This is a genomic window from Candidatus Dormiibacterota bacterium (assembly GCA_036495095.1).
Lineage (GTDB): Bacteria > Chloroflexota > Dormibacteria > Aeolococcales > Aeolococcaceae > CF-96.
The window spans coordinates 20,761-37,170 of record DASXNK010000145.1; the positions used below are offsets into that span (position 1 = coordinate 20,761).

General features: G+C 72.0%; 19 protein-coding genes. 5 read left to right on the forward strand and 14 right to left on the reverse strand.

Going from position 1 to position 16,410, the window contains the following annotated elements:
* The first annotated feature begins 33 nt into the window (after positions 1-33).
* Positions 34-1,710: a helix-turn-helix domain-containing protein gene (locus VGL20_14850; GenBank protein HEY2704962.1), complete on the forward strand. Its 1,677-nt coding sequence runs from the start codon at positions 34-36 to the stop codon at positions 1,708-1,710.
* Between the two features lie 76 nt (positions 1,711-1,786).
* Here the strand turns inward: VGL20_14850 and VGL20_14855 are convergent, their stop codons facing one another.
* Together VGL20_14855 and VGL20_14860 are read right to left on the reverse strand one after the other, a co-directional pair.
* Positions 1,787-2,647 carry a serine protease gene (locus VGL20_14855; protein HEY2704963.1) on the reverse strand — a complete coding sequence of 287 codons (861 nt, stop codon included), beginning with the start codon at positions 2,645-2,647 and terminating at the stop codon, positions 1,787-1,789.
* Positions 2,648-2,703: 56 nt separating this feature from the next.
* On the reverse strand, positions 2,704-3,615 hold the full coding sequence (locus VGL20_14860; GenBank protein HEY2704964.1) for a hypothetical protein: 912 nt from the start codon (positions 3,613-3,615) through the stop codon (positions 2,704-2,706).
* Between the two features lie 329 nt (positions 3,616-3,944).
* On the opposite strand from VGL20_14860, the gene VGL20_14865 reads away from it, so the two are divergent.
* Positions 3,945-4,376 (forward strand): hypothetical protein, encoded by a 432-nt coding sequence (locus VGL20_14865; GenBank protein ID HEY2704965.1) that lies wholly within the window; start codon positions 3,945-3,947, stop codon positions 4,374-4,376.
* A 62-nt stretch (positions 4,377-4,438) separates the two neighbouring features.
* Here VGL20_14865 and VGL20_14870 read toward each other — a convergent pair whose 3' ends face one another.
* On the reverse strand, positions 4,439-4,888 hold the full coding sequence (locus tag VGL20_14870; GenBank protein ID HEY2704966.1) for a hypothetical protein: 450 nt from the start codon (positions 4,886-4,888) through the stop codon (positions 4,439-4,441).
* 134 nt (positions 4,889-5,022) lie between these two features.
* Complete coding sequence (locus VGL20_14875; GenBank protein ID HEY2704967.1) at positions 5,023-5,778, reverse strand: LuxR C-terminal-related transcriptional regulator; 756 nt, start codon at positions 5,776-5,778, stop codon at positions 5,023-5,025.
* Between the two features lie 602 nt (positions 5,779-6,380).
* Here VGL20_14875 and VGL20_14880 point away from each other — a divergent pair.
* A complete protein-coding gene (locus VGL20_14880) occupies positions 6,381-7,799 on the forward strand; it encodes an ATP-binding protein (GenBank protein ID HEY2704968.1) in 1,419 nt (472 codons plus the stop codon).
* A 10-nt stretch (positions 7,800-7,809) separates the two neighbouring features.
* On the opposite strand, the gene VGL20_14885 is transcribed toward VGL20_14880, so the two are convergent.
* A complete protein-coding gene (locus VGL20_14885; protein ID HEY2704969.1) occupies positions 7,810-8,436 on the reverse strand; it encodes a response regulator transcription factor in 627 nt (208 codons plus the stop codon).
* Positions 8,437-8,593: 157 nt separating this feature from the next.
* On the opposite strand from VGL20_14885, the gene VGL20_14890 reads away from it, so the two are divergent.
* Complete coding sequence (locus VGL20_14890) at positions 8,594-8,992, forward strand: response regulator transcription factor (protein ID HEY2704970.1); 399 nt, start codon at positions 8,594-8,596, stop codon at positions 8,990-8,992.
* A gap of 5 nt (positions 8,993-8,997) precedes the next feature.
* Here the strand turns inward: VGL20_14890 and VGL20_14895 are convergent, their stop codons facing one another.
* The 4 genes from VGL20_14895 to VGL20_14910 form a co-directional block, all read right to left on the reverse strand.
* A complete protein-coding gene (locus VGL20_14895; GenBank protein HEY2704971.1) occupies positions 8,998-9,288 on the reverse strand; it encodes a hypothetical protein in 291 nt (96 codons plus the stop codon).
* Complete coding sequence (locus VGL20_14900) at positions 9,285-9,440, reverse strand: hypothetical protein (GenBank protein HEY2704972.1); 156 nt, start codon at positions 9,438-9,440, stop codon at positions 9,285-9,287. Before VGL20_14900 ends, VGL20_14895 begins: the two co-directional genes overlap by 4 nt.
* 303 nt (positions 9,441-9,743) lie before the next feature.
* Entirely contained in the window at positions 9,744-9,899 is a 156-nt protein-coding gene (locus VGL20_14905) for a hypothetical protein (protein HEY2704973.1), read from the reverse strand.
* A 70-nt stretch (positions 9,900-9,969) separates the two neighbouring features.
* Positions 9,970-11,154, reverse strand: coding sequence for a LuxR C-terminal-related transcriptional regulator (locus VGL20_14910; protein ID HEY2704974.1), 1,185 nt, complete (start codon positions 11,152-11,154; stop codon positions 9,970-9,972).
* A 546-nt stretch (positions 11,155-11,700) separates the two neighbouring features.
* Between VGL20_14910 and VGL20_14915 the strand changes: the two genes are divergently transcribed.
* On the forward strand, positions 11,701-11,907 hold the full coding sequence (locus VGL20_14915; protein HEY2704975.1) for a hypothetical protein: 207 nt from the start codon (positions 11,701-11,703) through the stop codon (positions 11,905-11,907).
* 25 nt (positions 11,908-11,932) lie between these two features.
* Here the strand turns inward: VGL20_14915 and VGL20_14920 are convergent, their stop codons facing one another.
* The 5 genes from VGL20_14920 to VGL20_14940 form a co-directional block, all read right to left on the reverse strand.
* The gene (locus VGL20_14920; protein HEY2704976.1) at positions 11,933-12,298 is read right to left on the reverse strand and encodes a hypothetical protein; all 366 of its coding nucleotides are present in this window, start codon (positions 12,296-12,298) and stop codon (positions 11,933-11,935) included.
* Positions 12,299-12,301: 3 nt separating this feature from the next.
* Positions 12,302-13,699 (reverse strand): LuxR C-terminal-related transcriptional regulator, encoded by a 1,398-nt coding sequence (locus VGL20_14925; protein HEY2704977.1) that lies wholly within the window; start codon positions 13,697-13,699, stop codon positions 12,302-12,304.
* Positions 13,700-13,953: 254 nt separating this feature from the next.
* Entirely contained in the window at positions 13,954-15,891 is a 1,938-nt protein-coding gene (locus VGL20_14930) for a CoA-transferase (protein HEY2704978.1), read from the reverse strand.
* A gap of 5 nt (positions 15,892-15,896) precedes the next feature.
* Entirely contained in the window at positions 15,897-16,178 is a 282-nt protein-coding gene (locus VGL20_14935) for a hypothetical protein (protein HEY2704979.1), read from the reverse strand.
* A 30-nt stretch (positions 16,179-16,208) separates the two neighbouring features.
* The coding region (locus VGL20_14940) for a hypothetical protein (GenBank protein ID HEY2704980.1) at positions 16,209-16,410 on the reverse strand (202 nt) is incomplete at its 5' end.

The following is a 16,410-nucleotide window of genomic DNA, read 5'->3' on the forward strand; positions in this document are numbered from 1 at the left end:
CGTCGGGCGGCCCGCCCGAGGAGCTGTATGAAGGTGACGCCGCCGAGGGGCAGCGAGACGGTCGCCCAACTCCGCTCCCAGCTGTCGAACCTGGTCCGCATCTTTGCGCTGTCGCTGCTGATGTTCGACCAGCGCGACGAGCGGGCGATCCTCGACATGGCGGCGGCCGCGGTCGCCGACCTCGGCCCCTTCTGGGCGGACGCCGGCTTCCTGGTCCGGGACGGAGGGCTCGAGCCCCACGGCTATGGACACCGGGGGAACCCCTCCGAGGTCGCCGAGCAGGTGGAGAGGCTGGAGGGCCGGGACGGGGCGGTGTTCCTCTCGGGACTCGCCTGGTCCTGGGCCTACGCGCTGGGCAGCCGCGGCCATCTGGTCGTCGCGGCCGGCGCGGAGCCACCGGAGGCGGAGCGATTCCTGCTGCGGGTGCTCGCCCAGCAGGCGGGTGCGGCGATCAGCGGCGCGATGCTCCAGCGGAGCGCGCTGCGGCACAGCGCGGAGCTGAGCTCGCTCAACGAGCAGCTGGCGGCGCACGTGGGCGGCCTGGAGCGCCGCGCCCGCGACTATCAGGCGTTGCTCCGGACCTCGGTGGCCGGGGAGGGGGAGGCGGGGATCGCGCGGGTGATGCACGAGCTCACCGGCCTCCCGGTGGCGATCGAGGATGGCTTCGGGAACCTCAGGGCGTGGGCGGGCCCGGGCCGGCCCGACCCCTATCCCCGGCCCGACCGGCGGCACCGGACGGAGCTCCTCCGCCGCGGGCGCTCGGCGCCGGGACCGCTGCGGGCCGGCGACCGCCTCGTGGCCGTGGCCCAGCCCCGCGGCGACATCATCGGCGTCGTCGCCCTCGTCGATCCCGACGGCCGGGCCGGGCCGCTCCAGGCCCTCGACCTCGAGCATGCGGCGCTGCTCCTGTGCACGGAGCTGATCCACGGGCGCAGTCTCGCCGACATGCAGCTGCGGCTGAGCCGGGACCTCGTCGACGACCTCTGCGGCGGCACCGACGAGGCCGGCGCGATGGCCAGGGCCGGCGCGCTCGGGCACGACCTCGGCCGCAGGCACCAGGTGGCGGTGGTGAACTGGACCGGAGCGGAGCCCCTCATGCTGGCACGGGCCGTGGAGCGCTGCGCCGCCGCGATGGACCTGGGCGGGCTGCTGGGCAGGCGGCAGGCGCGGGTGGTTCTCGTCGCCCACCTCCCCGACCGCTGGAGCGGACGCGAGCAGTGGCTCGAGCTGCAGCGGGCGGTGGCGCGTGAGCTCCGGTCCGCGGCCGTCGCCGTCGGCGTCGGTGGCGTGGCCGCCGTGATCGACGCGATCCCGCGCTCCTGCGAGGAGGCCTTCCAGGCGCTCGCCATCCGCCAGGCGTCGCAGGACCGCTTCGGGGTGACCATGTTCGAGGAGCTGGGCATGTACCGCCTCCTCGCCGCCTGTGAAGACACCGGGGAGATCGACCGGTTCGTCCAGGAGTGGCTTGGAGCGCTGCTGGACTACGACGCCGCCCACCACTCCCGCCTGGTGAGCACGCTCTCCCATTACTGCGACACCGGTGGAAACTACGATCGCGCCGCCGAGGTGCTCAACATCCACCGCAGCACCCTCCGCTACCGCCTCCAGCGCATCCGCAAGATCACCGGCCGCGACCTCGCCGACGTCGACACCAGCTTCCACCTCCACGCCGCCACCCGGGCATGGAGGTTCCGCCAGGGGTCGGACTGATCGCACCCTCACGGGGGGAGATGCGCGGCGCCGGCCTCGAGCACCACCCGCGGTGGCTGGCCCACCTGGGACGCGGTCAGCGCCGCCACCGCCTCCTGAACGTCCCCGACCCGGGGGGGGATCCGGCCGTGAACGCCTCGGTGCCGAAGGCCGGCTGGACGCCCCCCAGGTCGGTGTGGCTGTGCAGGTACGCGAGCTCGCGGCTCAGGTCGCCGACCCCGTTGGTGCCGGGGACGGGGACGAGGTCCACAGTGCTGAGGACGCCGAGGGCCCGGCCCTGGGAGTCGAGGTAGGCGCTCCCGGAGTCGCCGGGGATCCCGGGCGACCTGGTCAGCACCCGATGGCTCCAGCCGTTGCCGCAGTCACCGAGGCTGACGCCCTGCTTCGACGCCAGCGGCGCGAGACCCATGGCCAGCTCGGAGTGGCCGTACCCGTAGATCTGCTCGCCGGTGGATGTGCCCGCGGCGGAGATCCCGACCGGGCCGCCCCAGGTCGGGATCGACGGGTTGACCGAGCCCAGGTCGGCCGGATCCAGCTCGACGAGCGCCAGGTCGTTGTACCGGCAGGCGCTCGAGTCGGTCTCGTGCAGCCCCTTCATGGTCAGCCAGGAGCTGTAGACGATCTTCCCGGGATGCTTCGCGCCGCGGATGTCGACCGGTGTGCCCAGAGGCAGCGACGACGCCGTGCATCCATCGGTGGTGCCGGTCGCATCGGTGCTGGAGCAGTGCGCCGCCTGGCCGACATACACGTGCGCGCGGTTCGTGAAGATGAAGTTCGCGGTGCACTGCGCGCCGTTCGTGTACAGCTGCACGCCGGGGTGGACGGTCGCCGCCGCGGCCGGAGCCCATGTGGGCGCCGCCGACACCGAGGAGGATGTGCCGCCGGCGAGGGATCCGGCCGACACCATGACGGCGAGTGGAGCGCTGAGACGGTGCACCGGTCCGGTCCTCCTGGAGGTTCGATGGGTCGTCCGCCGCGGGCCGAGCTCGTCCGTCATCGCAAGGGTTGCGGGTCGGCCCACGGGCTGCCCACCCAGGTGGTTCCGACGCCCACCACCCGCTGCGCGTGTCCATCGCTGGCCGACGCGACGGCCCCGCCGCTCCCATCGCCGCGCAGCAGGGCGACGCTCCCGACCCGCGGAAGCGCGACCCCGTGGTCGTCCTTCTCCGTCCCCGAGGAGCCGATCTCGTCGCCGTTGACGGACGCCAGGTAGGTGTGCCCGGGGGCGTCGCTGGAGCCGTCCGAATGGAGGACCACCAACGCGATCCAGCCTGCTCCGACGCCGGCGCGGGCCGCGTTGCTCTGGCTGCTCGCATGCGACGCGGATCCGCTGTGGGCGGCGTCGCTCGTCGACTCGGCGACGGTGGTGGTCACCACCCCGCCCTCGCCGAACCCGAGGTCGAGAAGAGCGCCCCGGGTGTGAGCCCGCGAGCCGCTCTGGGTGGCGGTGGCGTCGCCGTCCCACCCGGCGACGGCCAGCCGGAGCAACGAGTTGGAGGGGACCACGGCGGCGGCGCCGTTCGCGTACCCGTTGGCGGGCACCTGGCCCTCGCTCACGTTCTCGCCCGCCAGCCGGAGCTCGCGCCCCTCGCCACCCGAGGAGTTGCGTCCCGCCTGCGCGCTCGTGCAGCTCAGGCAGGTGGCGAGGAGATCGAGGTTCAGCCCGTAGGCGTCCGCCTCGAGCGGACCGGCGTCCTGGATCTCGGCCCGGGAGGCCGGGATGCCGGCGGGCGGTGCGTCACTCGTGCGCACCGCGGGGCGGGGCGCGGCGCCGGGGACGGGAGCGGCAACCACCGCCGAGGCCGGGCCGCCCGGCGCCGTGCGGGTGGCTGCGACCACCGCCGGGCCGGCGGGGCCGTGATCGGCGCCGGAGGCGTGGCCCGCGCCGGCGTGAACGGCACCCACCGCGCAGACGGCGAGAGTTCCGGCCACACCGGTGAGGAATCGGTTCCAACCCAGCTGCTCAGCCAATGATCACCTCCGGCCAATACCCAGTCGATGGTGGCCACCGTACCGGGACTCGCCGGTCACGTCATCGACAGTCCTGACCAGCTTCGCCTCGTCACTTCGCACTAGGCGCGGCGGCGACTCCGCTCGCCGGAAAACAGGTCATGTGAGTGATGTCCCGGTGCGGGCGCCGGCGGACACTGGTGGTGATCCACAGCGAGAGGATCGGTGGCAACGAAGGTGGCCGCGGGCCACCCGCGGATTCACACAGCGGAGGAGGCAGAACCATGAGGATGGGTGTGCGTCTCGCCGGCGTGGCGGCGGTCGTCCTGCTCGCCGGCACGGTGTCGACGGGTACGGCGGCACTCGCCGCGACCACGACCGGCGCCGCGATCCCGGCCCAGGGCGTCGGCGTTCTGGACCACGGGCATTTCGGTCACGACCGTGGACATGGACGTTGGAGTCACGGTGGCTTCGACCGGGGCGGTCGGGGTCACGGCGAACGCTACGTCCTGGCCAGCTGGGGTCGCGGAGGCGGCTACGACCAGGGCGGCTGGGGTCGCGGCGGCGATGGCCGCGGCGGCGACGGCTATGGCTATGGCCGCGGCGGTGACGGCGGCGGCTATGGCTACGGCCGCGGCGGTGACGGCGGCGGCTATGGCTATGGCCGCGGCACGGGTTTCGGCGGTCATGGGGGTCTCGGCTTCGGCCCGAGGTAGAGGCTCCTGACCGCCGGGCGGGCGTCGGTGGCGATCGTCGCCGGCGCCCGCCCGGAGGATGGTCAGCTCGCGCTCCTCGAGTGCACCCTCTGAACCGGCCACCACTTCTCGTGCGCACGAGGCATTCCCCCGCCGGCGTTCCGGCGCGGCCGGGCGGTGAGCCGCGACCCCCTCCTGGATGCGGCCCCGCGGAGGTCCACCCGGGACACCGGCAGATCGAGGGCGACCTCGATGTACAGCGTCTGTTCGTCCAGCGCAGCCACGAGCTCCTCCATCACCGGTGGCGGAGCCGCCAGCAGCACCGCCGCGTCGAGCTGACCGATGCAGGCGCCCAGGAGGTCGCGCGCGTCGCGACCGACCGCTGCGCTCCGATCCGCGTGGAACTCCAGCACATAGGCGTATGCGATCAGCGCCTCCGCGGCTGCGGGCACGGTCACTCCCGCGCTCCTCGCGGCGTCGTACCGGTCGCGGGCCCTGCCCAGCTGATCGGGGTGTCCGCCGTTGTCAGCCATCTCGATTCTCCAATGCCCGTGAGCCGCGCTCGGACACAGGGTAGGAACTCGAATCCGCACCGTCATCGACAGAAGCGGCTAGCTTTGACGTCGGTCGTTCACCGAGGTTGACGAGAGCGCGTTGCCCCCGCACCCTAGGTGAGCCCGCGCTCGAGCGCGTAGCGCGTCGCCGCGCTCCTGCTCGCCACCCCGATCTTGCGGAAGACGGATCGCAGATGAGCTGCGACGGTGTGCTCGCTCAGGTGCAGCCGCCTCGCCACCTGCGCATTGGTGAGTCCCTCCGCGACCACCCGCAGGACGCCGATCTCCCGATCCGTGAGGCCGGGCATGCCCCCGCGCGCGCCCGACCCGCCGGCCGGTGGCGGCATCTGCGCCACCGCGCGGAGGTCGGCGTCGAGGCGCCTCGGTGCCGACCACATGGACCCCCGGGCCGATCGTCGGGAGGCGCGGCAGCAACGGCGCGATGCGCGGCGCCTCGGCGGGGTTGCACCGGCCGTGAGGGCGCGGTGACCGGTGCCGGCGGGGGCCGGCTCGCCGCCCGGCAACCGGCCGGCCTCGCCGGCGGTGTCGCCAGCCTCCTGCTCGGTGCGCGCACAGGTCTCGCGACGCGGATAGGCGGCGTTCAGGAGCTCCTCCTGCCAGTCGAGCAGACGCTCATGGAGTGCGTGGGTGGTGGTCGCGCTCGACACCGCCACCGGGACGACGAGCCCGCCGGCCTCGAGAGCACGTCGCCAACGGGGCAGCATTCCCACCCCCACCTCCTCGCGCTGGAGATGGCGCTGCTCGAGGATCTCGAGCAGTGTGTCGACGGCCGCGATCCCGGCTCGAGCGCGCCGCTGGCGGTCCTTCTCCGTGTCGATGTCGCCGGCCCGGTTCTCGAGAGCGGTCATCACCGGGTACCGTCGACCGGTCGCCGTGAGTGGGTCGGTTCGCTGCTCATCTCTCGCCTCCTTGGTCAGGGATCGGCGCGACCCGTGGGTCGTCACCGTCCGGTGCTGCCAGTCGACCGGAGTGTCTCAGCGGCTCAGTTGCGGATCCCGGGCGACATCGCTGCGAAGCGGGAGACCGAGAGTCGGGAGGACGACCACCGGCGCGACACCTGTGGCGCCGCGCGTGCGGTGTGACATCGCACCTCTCGACAGCGGTGGCTCCCCAGCTGCTGTGGCTGTCCGTGCGATCAGGTTGACGCACGCCCGAGGGCGGCTGCGCCGTTCATCTGAACGGAATCGTCATCGTTCGTTTGGAGGAGAGGCGATCACGCCGCCGTCGGGTGGCGACTCGCCGCACCGCGGTTCGACTGGGGGCGGGACTGGGGCAACCCGGATGCGATGACGCTGGGATGAATGGTACCCGGTGACGCATCATGAGGAAAGAGACGATCGGGCAATGTCTCGTCTTCGCCGGCCGAGTGCTCCCCCGCAGTCTGGCGGAGACCGGCCACATGTGCCAAGGCTCTATGCTGCGATTCGTGCACCGTTTCAGGAATGGAAGGTTGCCTGAACGCCTGGCCCCGTTCGCCGTCGGTGTGGTCGGCGTTGCCGCCATCTCCGCCGCAATCGGTGCGATCAGGGGCCTTGGGACCACCGTGCCCTCGCTCAGCTCGGCCTATCTGCTGCTCGTGCTCTGGATGGCCGCGCGCTACGGCTGGGGAGCGGCGCTCTGGGGTACGGTGCTGTCGTGCCTCGTCTACGACTTCTTCTTCGTCGCCCCCTACCTGGCCTTCCTCCCCCTCAGCGCCGAGGATGGGGAGGAGGCGATCGTGCTGCTCGTCTTCGCGCTGGCGGGGGGGCGCCTGGTCGCGTCGGTCGCCGCACCCATGGCCGAGGCGGCGGCGCGGGCCCGGGAGTCGGGCACCCTCTACGACCTCGCGGTCACCGCGCTCCGCGACCGCCAGGCCACGTCGGTGCTGTCGAACCTCTGCGAGCGGGCGCGCGAGGTCGGGCATCTCAGCACCATCAGCCTGGTGGAGGTGCGGCCGGGTGAGGCGCGGACGGTGGCCGGCGACGAGCTGTCCGAGGCTCAGCTGCACGCGGCACGCCACGCGTACGACGAGGGCACCGCATCGGGGACGGAAGCCACGGATTGCCGGCTGAACACGCTGCGCGGCGGTCGGCCGCAGGCGGCCACCGAATACCTGCTGCTCCGCAGCGGGATCGCCGTGCTCGGACGGCCGGCCCAACGTCCCGACGAGACCGACCAACGCCTGCTGGAGGCGCTGCTGGGGCTGACCAGCCTCATCCTCGAGCGCCGGCGCTGGGCCGCGGTGATGGAGGAGGAGCGGCAGCGGATCGCGCGCGACATCCACGACGACACGCTGCAGACCATGGGGGCCATGGCCCTCCGCCTCGACCTCCTGTGCGAGGAGATCCAGGACCCGCGCCAGCGCGAGATGGTCGACCAGCTGCTCACCCTGGCCAGGGATTCGTCGGAGCGCCTCCGCTCGATCGTCTTCGAGCTCCGCTCCGACCTCCTCGAGGAGGGCTTGACGAAGGCGATCACGGCCGCCACCCACGACCAAGCTGCCGAGGCGGGCATCGATCATCGAGTGACCGGGCACCTCACCGCCGAGCCACCCCTGGAGGTCGCTCTCGCCCTCTACCGCATCGCCCAGGAGGCCCTGGCGAACGTGCGCAAGCACGGCGAGGCGAGCCGGGTGGAGGTCTCCCTGGCGGAGGAGGGTGGCACCCTCCGGCTGCGGGTGGTCGACGACGGCCGGGGCTTCGATCCGGCGGCGGCCACCCAGCACCTCCCCACCGGTACGCGGGGCCGGGACCGCCGGTTCGGGTTGCGCTCGATGAGCGAGCGCGCCCGGCTGATCGGTGGCCAGCTCACGGTCAGCAGCGTGCCCGGACAGGGCACCGTGGTCGAGGCGCGGGTGCCGGTCAGGACCGGGCCGCGAGCGGCCGCGTAGGCGGGGCCGCTCAGCGCTCGATCAGCCGGAGCTCCACCGCCCGGGCCAGCACCTCCAGCTTGGAGTGCGCGTTCAGCTTGCTGCTGAGATTGCGAAGGTGGCTGCGAACGGTGACGTAGGCGATGCCCAGCCGGGCGGCGATGCCGCGGTTGTCGAGACCCTCGGCCAGGAGTCGCAGGATCTCGTGCTCGCGGGGCGTCAGCCGGTCGAGCAGCTCGGTGACGCCCCCGGAGCCGGTGATCAGCCCGGCCAGCGTGGCGGCCGGGATCAGGAGCTCGCCGGCGGCGGCGCGACGGACGGCGTCCACCAGCTCCGATGCCGGCTGCGTCTTCAGCAGGTAGCCGCGGGCGCCGGCCTTGACCGCCTCCCGGAGGAGCGCGTCGTTCCTGACCATGCTGAGGAACAGCACCCGGAGCGCGGGCTGCCGCTCACGAAGCCTCGCCGCAACCTCGGCGCCGGTCGCATCGGGAAGCTGGTAGTCGATCAGCAGGAGGTCGGGACAGGTCGCCGGCGCGAGCGTCAGCGCCTCGGCGGCGTCACCGGCGACGCCGACCACCTCGAGATCCGCGTGCTGGTCGAGGAGCAGGCGGATCCCGTCCGCCACCACCGGGTGGTCATCGACGATCAGCACGCGCACGGGCGAGCGCTGCCGGCCGCCAGGGGCCGGGCTCCGCCAGCCGTTCCCGTTCACTGTCATGTTGGTCGCCCGAGTCTAGTGGTCGAGGAGGCACGCGCGATCTACTCCATTTGGCGGGTTTCCCGCGGCGCAATGCCATGCGAGGGTGAACGGGACCATGCCTCAGGAATCACCGATCAGCGTGCTCATCGCCGACGACGACCAGCGCATGGTGGACACCCTCACCGCGCTGATCGAGAGCAGGCCGTTCCTCCGGCTGGCCGGAGTCGGCGGTGACGCCACCGAGGCCGTCGCCATCGCGACCCAGGTCCGGCCCTGCGTGGCGCTGCTCGACGTGAGGATGCCGGGCGGCGGCGCATCCACCGCTCGATCGATCCGCGCGGCGTCGCCGCGAACGCGCTGCGTCGCGCTCTCCGCCTACTGCGACCTCGACAGCCTCGCAGCGATGCGTGAGGCCGGTGTGGTCGACTACCTGCTCAAGGGGAGGGCCTCCGTCGCCGACATCGTCCGGGCAATCCGGCGCGCGGCCGGCCAGGACGGGGATCGGCCCACCTAGGCCACTCAGTTCTCCCCGAGCACGATGTGGGGCTGGATCCCGTTGTCGAGCGACCACGCTCCCACCGCCGGGGCGGGACGCTCCTCCTCCTGCGCCAGCTCCCGACGGCGGCCGCGAGCGAGGCGGGTGGCGGCACGAGCGACCGCCTCCAACGCCGACTGCTGATCGCCGTGGGTGCCGGCCATCAGCGAGGCGAGATGCTCCACCGCGAGGTCGACGTCGTCGGCCGGCTCCGGAAGCGGACGCTCCGGGGCCGACAGCCGGTCGGGGTGTGCCAGGGTGGCGGTGGCGCTCACGGGGTCTCCTCCGAGGGGGTTTCGACGACGACATGCGCCTCGTACCGGGTGCAGCTTGCGCGCAGCCGGTCGAGGGCGGCGACGGCGGCGGAGCGGGTGCGGTAGCCCACGCAGAGGGCCGGACCGTCGGGTGATTCGAGGATGGCGAACATTCGGCGGGCTGTCTCCTGACGGTCGGGTGCGGGGCGCGCCGCTCGGAGAACGTTAGGCGCCGCCCATCCGACCGTCATCGACAGAACCGACTAAGTTCGGAGCGCGGTCGCCCGTTCGGAGTGAGGACCGACGAGCGCGGCCCTCACGAGTTCTCGCCAGGTCGGGTCGGGCGTCGGGCAGCATGCCGTTGTCGAGCGACCACGCTCCCATCATCGGGACCGGGCGCTCCTCGTCGAGACGCACCTCGCGCCGGCGGCGGCGGCCCAGCTGGGTCGCGGCACGGGCGAGGGCGGCGATGGCGGTCACGGTGTCTCCTCGGGCGGGGTCTCCACGACGACGTGTCCCTGGTAGACGCCGCCACTCTCGCGCAGCCGCTCGAGGGCTGCGACAGCGCCCGCGAGGGTGCGGAAGCCGACGCAGAGCGCCGGTCCGTCGGGTGATTCGAGGATTGCGAACATCAGCGGCTTTCTCCTGACAAACATCGTCGCTCCCGCCGCCGGCGCCCAGGCCTGTACGTCGGGACAGTCTTCACCTGTTGAGCGGCCGCGAATCAGCCGGTCTGTCGCCACGCTGGACGACGAGACGGGTCAGGTCGACGCGGGAGTCCACACCGAGCTTGTGGAAGATATGGCGGAGGTGATAGCCGACGGTGTGGGGCGAGAGGAACGTCGAGGCGGCGACCTCGCGATTGGTGCGTCCCTCGCTCACCAGCTCCGCGACGCTGCGCTCGGTCTCGGTGAGGCTCTCCCACCCCAGTGCCGGATGGTGGCTCCGCCGTTCGGGAGCGACGGGGCGGTCGCCGGTGGCCGCCATCGGCGGCGGCAGGAAGCGCAGCAGCGCGCCGATGACCTCGCTGCCGTCGGCGACGGTCTCGCAGGCCACCAGCGCCGAGCCTCCGGGCGGCACCGGGAGCTCGAACGCACCGCGCTGCTGCCCGGACAGGGTCGACGAGACGAGGTCCCAGAGCAGACCCCGGTCGATGTCGTGCAGCAGCTTGACCGCCGGGGCGTTGGTGTACATGGTGTGCCCGTTGAGGGCCACCAGGGCCCCACGCGCACCCCGCCGGGCGCGCAGGAACCGTTCGAGCAGGAACCGGTCGGCGGCGGGGTTCGCGCCGACGAGGCGGTGCTCGATGAGCCGGGCAGACCGCTTGGCCACCGCCAGCATCAGCGAGTGCGACCCCTCCACCGAGCAGGTCAGGTCGACCACGCCGAGAACCGAGCCCGTGATCGGGTCGAAGATGGGGGCCGCGGCGCAGGCCATCTGGCCGAGGGCGTCGGCGAAGTGCTCACTGCCGGTCACCATCGACGGTGCCCGTTCCTCGAGCGCCGTGCCGATGGCGTTGGTGCCGACCCGGCTCTCCTGATAGGAGGAACCGGGCGCGAGACTGATCCGGTCGAGGTTGGCACCCAGAGCTCTGTCGCGGAACAGACGATCGAGGATGTGCCCGTGCCGGTCGGCGAGCAGCAGGCCCATCGATGTGGACTCGAGGTCCTCGACCAGACGGTCCAGGACGGGACGGGCGGCGCGCTCGAGACGCTCGTCGCCCGGCGCCGAGGGTTGGTGGGGAACCACCAGCCGGTCGGGCTGAAGGTCTGACGCGAGCGACCGGTGCCACGAGGCGGCGATCTCGGGACGGACCGCGGCGCTCGTGGATCCGGTGGAGCGGAGCTCGTCGAGTGCGACACGCAGGTCGAACCGGTCTTCTGCCATCTTGGGTCTCCTTCGCCCCCCATTCGCGATCGACGGCGTTTGGGCCGGCCGATCCGTGATCAGGCGATCACCGGCGGGCGATGCCGGCGAGCGCACATCGGGGGGGGAACTCCGAGACTGCTCCTCATTCTCAGGTTCCCCTTGACCGTGCGAACGCGATGCGCCAGCACCCTCGAGATCAACGGTAGGCATCATGATGCAGTGCGTCATCGACAGAACCGACGAACTCCAGAGCGCGACGCTCTAGTCGAGAATGACGGTGCGCAATAGTCATCACCGGCGATGACATGGCGGGGACGTCGCGACATCATCGGTCTCCGCGCGTCGTCGAGCCATCGCGACTCGAGGACCAGGACCGAACGAGGAGGTGCACAGCATGGAGGGCCATATCCCAACGCCGGTCGCGACTGCACCGATGGTGGAGGACCTCATGCGCAGCCACCTGACAGCCGAGTGCGCGACCGGGCTCGACGGCGGGGCCGCCTGCTCCGCATGCCTGGCGCACCGGCTGCGGGCCTACGCTCCGGTGGGCGCCCGGAGGCGGTCATGACCTGGTGGGTGCGCCCCGACGGCGCGGTGCGGTGGCTCGAGCACATCGACGGCCCCCCGGCGGAGCTCCCGCCGCCGACAGCTTGGGAGCGGTTCGGCGACCGCGTCGAGGTTCTCCGTGAGCGGCTGGCGCGGGGGGACGACGTCATGACCCTCGCGCTCCTCCTGTTCGTGGTGCCGTCGGTCATCCTCGCGCTCCCCTGAGCCACGCTCCCTTCGCCGTCACCATCTAGGCGCCGTCGACCCAGACCGAGCGCCGGCGGCCGTCGGCGTCACCCTCCTCCTCCGCTCGGAGCAGCTGCTCACGTCCGGGCAGCACCGCATTCAGCAGCTCGTCCTCCCAGTCCATCAGGGCTCCGTGCAGCCGCACCGTGTCCCGCATCGCCAGGATGTGCGCCGGAACCGACAGGCCGCCCGTCTCCTCCAGGCAGGCGATCCACTCCGGGAGCGGGGGGACGAAGCGCGGTCGCCGGGCCAGGTGGTGCTGCTCCACCGCCTCGAGCACCATGTCCACGGCCTCGATCCCGCGCCTGGCCTGCCGCCGCCGGGCGGCGGTGACGGCGAGGCCGGCCACAGCGAAGCGAACGCCGGTCATGCCTCAACGTCCGCCATCGGTGGGGACCACCGCGATTCCGGCGCGATGCGCAACGGCGATCGCCTCGGTGCGGGATCCCACCTGGACCTTGGCCAGGATGTTGGACACGTGAAACTTCACGGTGCGCTCGCTGATGAACAGCCGTCCCGCGATGTCGCGATTGCGCAGCCCTGCCATCATCAGCCCGAGCACCTCGCGCTCACGCTGTCCCAGCTCGGCGAGGCGGCGCGCCGCCGGGTTCTCCGGCGCGGGGGCGCGGTGGTCGTGCAGCGGGAGGGCGCAGCTGAAGGTCGTGCCCCACTGCGGGTTGGAGTCCAGGGCGACCCGGCCGCGCAGCTCGCCCGCCAGCCGGCGGACATCGGCGAGCTCGCGCTCGCGGCGCTCGGCGCCATCCTCGAAGCCGAGGCCGTTGTCCGCCACGATGATGATCAGCGACTCGTCGGTCAGCCGCCAGAGCAGGCGACACTTGTCGGCTCCAGGGTGCCGGGTCGCGTTGAGCGCGGCGAGCCGCGTGATCAGACGCGCCGCATGGGCGACGGCGTACGGGACCTGAGCAGCCTCATCGGCCTCGATGTCCTCGACCAGCCGGACCCCTGCACTCTGCAGGGTCCCACGCACCTCCACCTCGACCTCGGCGAAGATGGCCCCGATCAACGCGTGACCTGAGGCGTCCCTGGCGTCGGCCTCGGCCTGCAGGTCGAGCAGCCCGCGCGAGGCCATGGCGATGGCCTTGGCGATCCCGGGCGGCGTCGCCTGTGCACCCGCCGCTCCGGTGGCGCCGCGCAGCGTGTGCAGCAGCGACGACAGCGTCGTCGCATGGCGGCTCCGGAGCTCCAGGCGAATCCGCTCGCGCTCCTGGCTCATCGCGTGGGAGAACTCGAGCGTGCGCGGCGGCGGATCGTCGTCGATGGCGCGTAGCCGCGCGGCGGCCCGTCTGACCACACGCATGGCGGCTTGCCCCTGGCCCGGTGTGGTACTCATGCGAGCCCTGTCGCCGACGATCAATGCAACGGTGATCTCGGGCGAGGTGACGACCCACCCGGTCACGTGCAGACCGCCCACCACGTCGGGCAGCTCCAGCCGCGACACCCCGCTCTCCACCGGCAGCCCGATCTCGACGAGATGCGTCCACTCGACGGAGGCCAACCGCTGGCGCGCGCCGTTCTGGGCTGCGATCTGCACCGGAAGGGTGGATGATCCCGGGGTCACCAGCACCAGCGCGGCGTGCGGGAGCACCGGCACCAGCGCCCTCCGTGCCTGCTCTGCGATCGCATCGAGAGGTGCTGTGGCCAGCTCGGCCAGCGCCTCGGTGTCCAGCCACCTGCCCGTCCCGGGGCCGTGCAGGACGTTCACCTCCCAGCTGCCGGATGGCGCCTTCGACGACATCGGGGTTGCGGTCATGGTGTTCTCCAGGTCGATATCTGATGCGGCGTCGCCGTTTGCTTCGGCCGCCGGCAGACCCGGCGGCTGGTATGAGGATGGGCGGCAGCGAGCCACGGCCACATCACGCGGCCGCGTAGCCTCCTGCGAAACGCGTCGGTCATTGCCGGCCACTCCGGCTGACGGAGTGGCTGGAAGTGCGTTCCATGCCTCGCGACGCGCGAGATCGAACGCGATTCGACCGGATGACCGGTTGGCGGCGCGCGGTCCGGTCCTCACGGCGCCGGCTCGCGCCGCAGCCCGTTACTCGCCGTCTGACGGTCCCGGTAGACGGTCCCCTGCAGCCTCGCTCGCGCCAGATGACCGGCGAGCTGCCGGCGGAAGAACGCGTTGGTGGAGTGCCGGGTCGAGGATACGAAGTAGCGCTCGTTGTTCCGGGCGACCATCGCCGAGAACGCCTCGGTCGCCGCGGACGCGATCGCGAAGTTGTCATAGTTGACGATCACGTGCACGCGACGCCCCAGCGCGGCGAAGCGCGCGTCGAGGAAGCCGGCGAGCTCCGCGACATCGGCGTCGGTGTCGAGGGTCAGGCCCTCGAAGTTCACGTAGGCGACGTTCTCGCCGGGGTCATAGCGGACACGGTCCTCGAGCGCGGTCGGCGTCGCCCGGCGAAGCTCCATCGGACCCTCCCGGAAGATTCGGGAGTCCATCTCGCGCAGGCCGGGCGCGATCTCGGGCCTGAACGCCATCTGCTGCAGCACGTCGCGCTCGACGTCGAGGCCTGGAGCGATCTCGATCAGCTCCAGCCCGGCGTCGGTGAGCCGGAACACGGCGCGCTCGGTGATGTAGAGCACGCTCTGGCACTGGGCGCGCGCATAGGGTCCGCTGAAGGTCACCTGCGTGACCCGATCAATGAACTTCAACGCCCGGGATTCCTGCACGATCCGAAGCCGTCCGTGCTCGACGGCGACCTTGGCGCGGGCCGCGAACGTCCCCAGGAAGTACAGTGCGCGCGCGTTCTGCGTGATGTTGATGAAGCCGCCCGCCCCGGCGAGGCGGTCGCCGAAGCGACTCACGTTGACGTTGCCCTCGGCGTCGACCTCCGCAGCGCCCAGGAACGCCTGATCGAGCCCGCCACCGTCGTAGAAGTCGAACTGATGGGCCTGGTCGATCACCGCCTGGGCGTTGGCCACCGCGCCGAAGCTCAATCCCCCGGCGGGGATACCACCGATGCCGCCGGGCTCGACCGTCAGCGTGATGGAGTCGAGGATGCCCTCCTCGTGGGCCACCGACGCGACGCCCTCGGGGATCCCGATGCCGAGGTTGACGACCGAGTTCATCCGCAGCGCCATCGCCGCCCGGCGCGCGATCACCTTTCGCGGGGTCAACGGCAGCGGCGCCAGCCCCGACTCGGGCAGGGTGATCTCGCCGGCGTATGCCGGGTTGTACTCCTCTGCAAACGTCTGCGGGTGGTGGTGGGGCGGCGCGACGACGACGGCGTCGACGAGCACACCGGGCAGCACGACGTGGTGCGGGCGACCGGTGTGTCGCGCGGTCACCCGCTCCACCTGCGCGATGACCACGCCGTCCGAGTTCCTGGCGGCCTGGGCCATCGACAGCGTGTCCAGCGTGAGCGCCTCCCGCTCCATCGTGATGTTGCCCTCGGGGTCGGCGGTGGTCCCGCGCACCAGGGCGACGTCGATCGGGAACGCCGGGTAGAACAGGAACTCGTCGTCGCCGATGCTGATCCGCTTCACCACCTCACGCGTGGCGCGGGCGTTGACCCGCCCACCCTCCACGCGGGGATCGACGAAGGTGTGCAGACCGACCTTGGTCACCAGGCCGGGCCGTCCTGCCGCGATCTCTCGGAACAGATGCGACATCACCCCCTGCGGCAGGCAGTAGGCCTCCAGCAGCTCCGCACGCGCCATTGCCCCCAGCTTCGGAACCAGTCCCCAGTGGCCGCCGATGACGCGCACCGGCATGCCCTCGTGGGCGAAGTGGTTGAGCCCCCGCTCGTGACCGTCGCCCTGGCCCGCCGCATAGGCCAGGGTGAGCCCCCGCGGCGAGCCGGTGGCCAGGAAGCGCTTCTCGAGCGCCACCGCGAGGGCCTCGGGGAAGCCGATGCCGACGAAGCCGCTGGTGGCGATGGTGTCGCCGTCGACGACGATCCGCGCGGCATCGGCGGCGGAGATGACCTTGTCGCGCCGCATCTCCGCTATCCCGCGCCGTGCACGGCGCCGGACGGATCGACCGGGACGGACACAGGTGGGACGGTCACCTGCATTCCAGGGTCCATGACCTTTCCGTTGATGACGGTCGGGCCGAGGCCCACCGTGATCGGCCCCACCCTGGGGGCGACGAACGTCATCGCCGGGGCGGTGGACCCGGGCGGCTCGGGTGCCGTCTCCGCGCTCGCGCCGGCGGCACCGCCGGCGATGGCGAGCAGGCCGGTGGTTGCCGCCACCGCGGTCCGGAGGCGCCTTCGGCTGAAGCTCATGGTGTGCCCTCTGCTGCGGTGGTGGGAGACTCAGCCGGCGGCGACGTTGCCCGCGGACACGACCGCGGTGCCGACCTGCGCCGGTCCGATGATGGTGGGGCCGATCACCGCGGCCACCTGTCCGAGGCTGGGGCCGATGAACACGAGCCCGCCGCCCTGACAGACCTTGTTCTCGGTCCCGGCGGTCGCGCCCTGCCCCTCCGCGCTGTGATTGCTGCAGGCGTCGGGACCA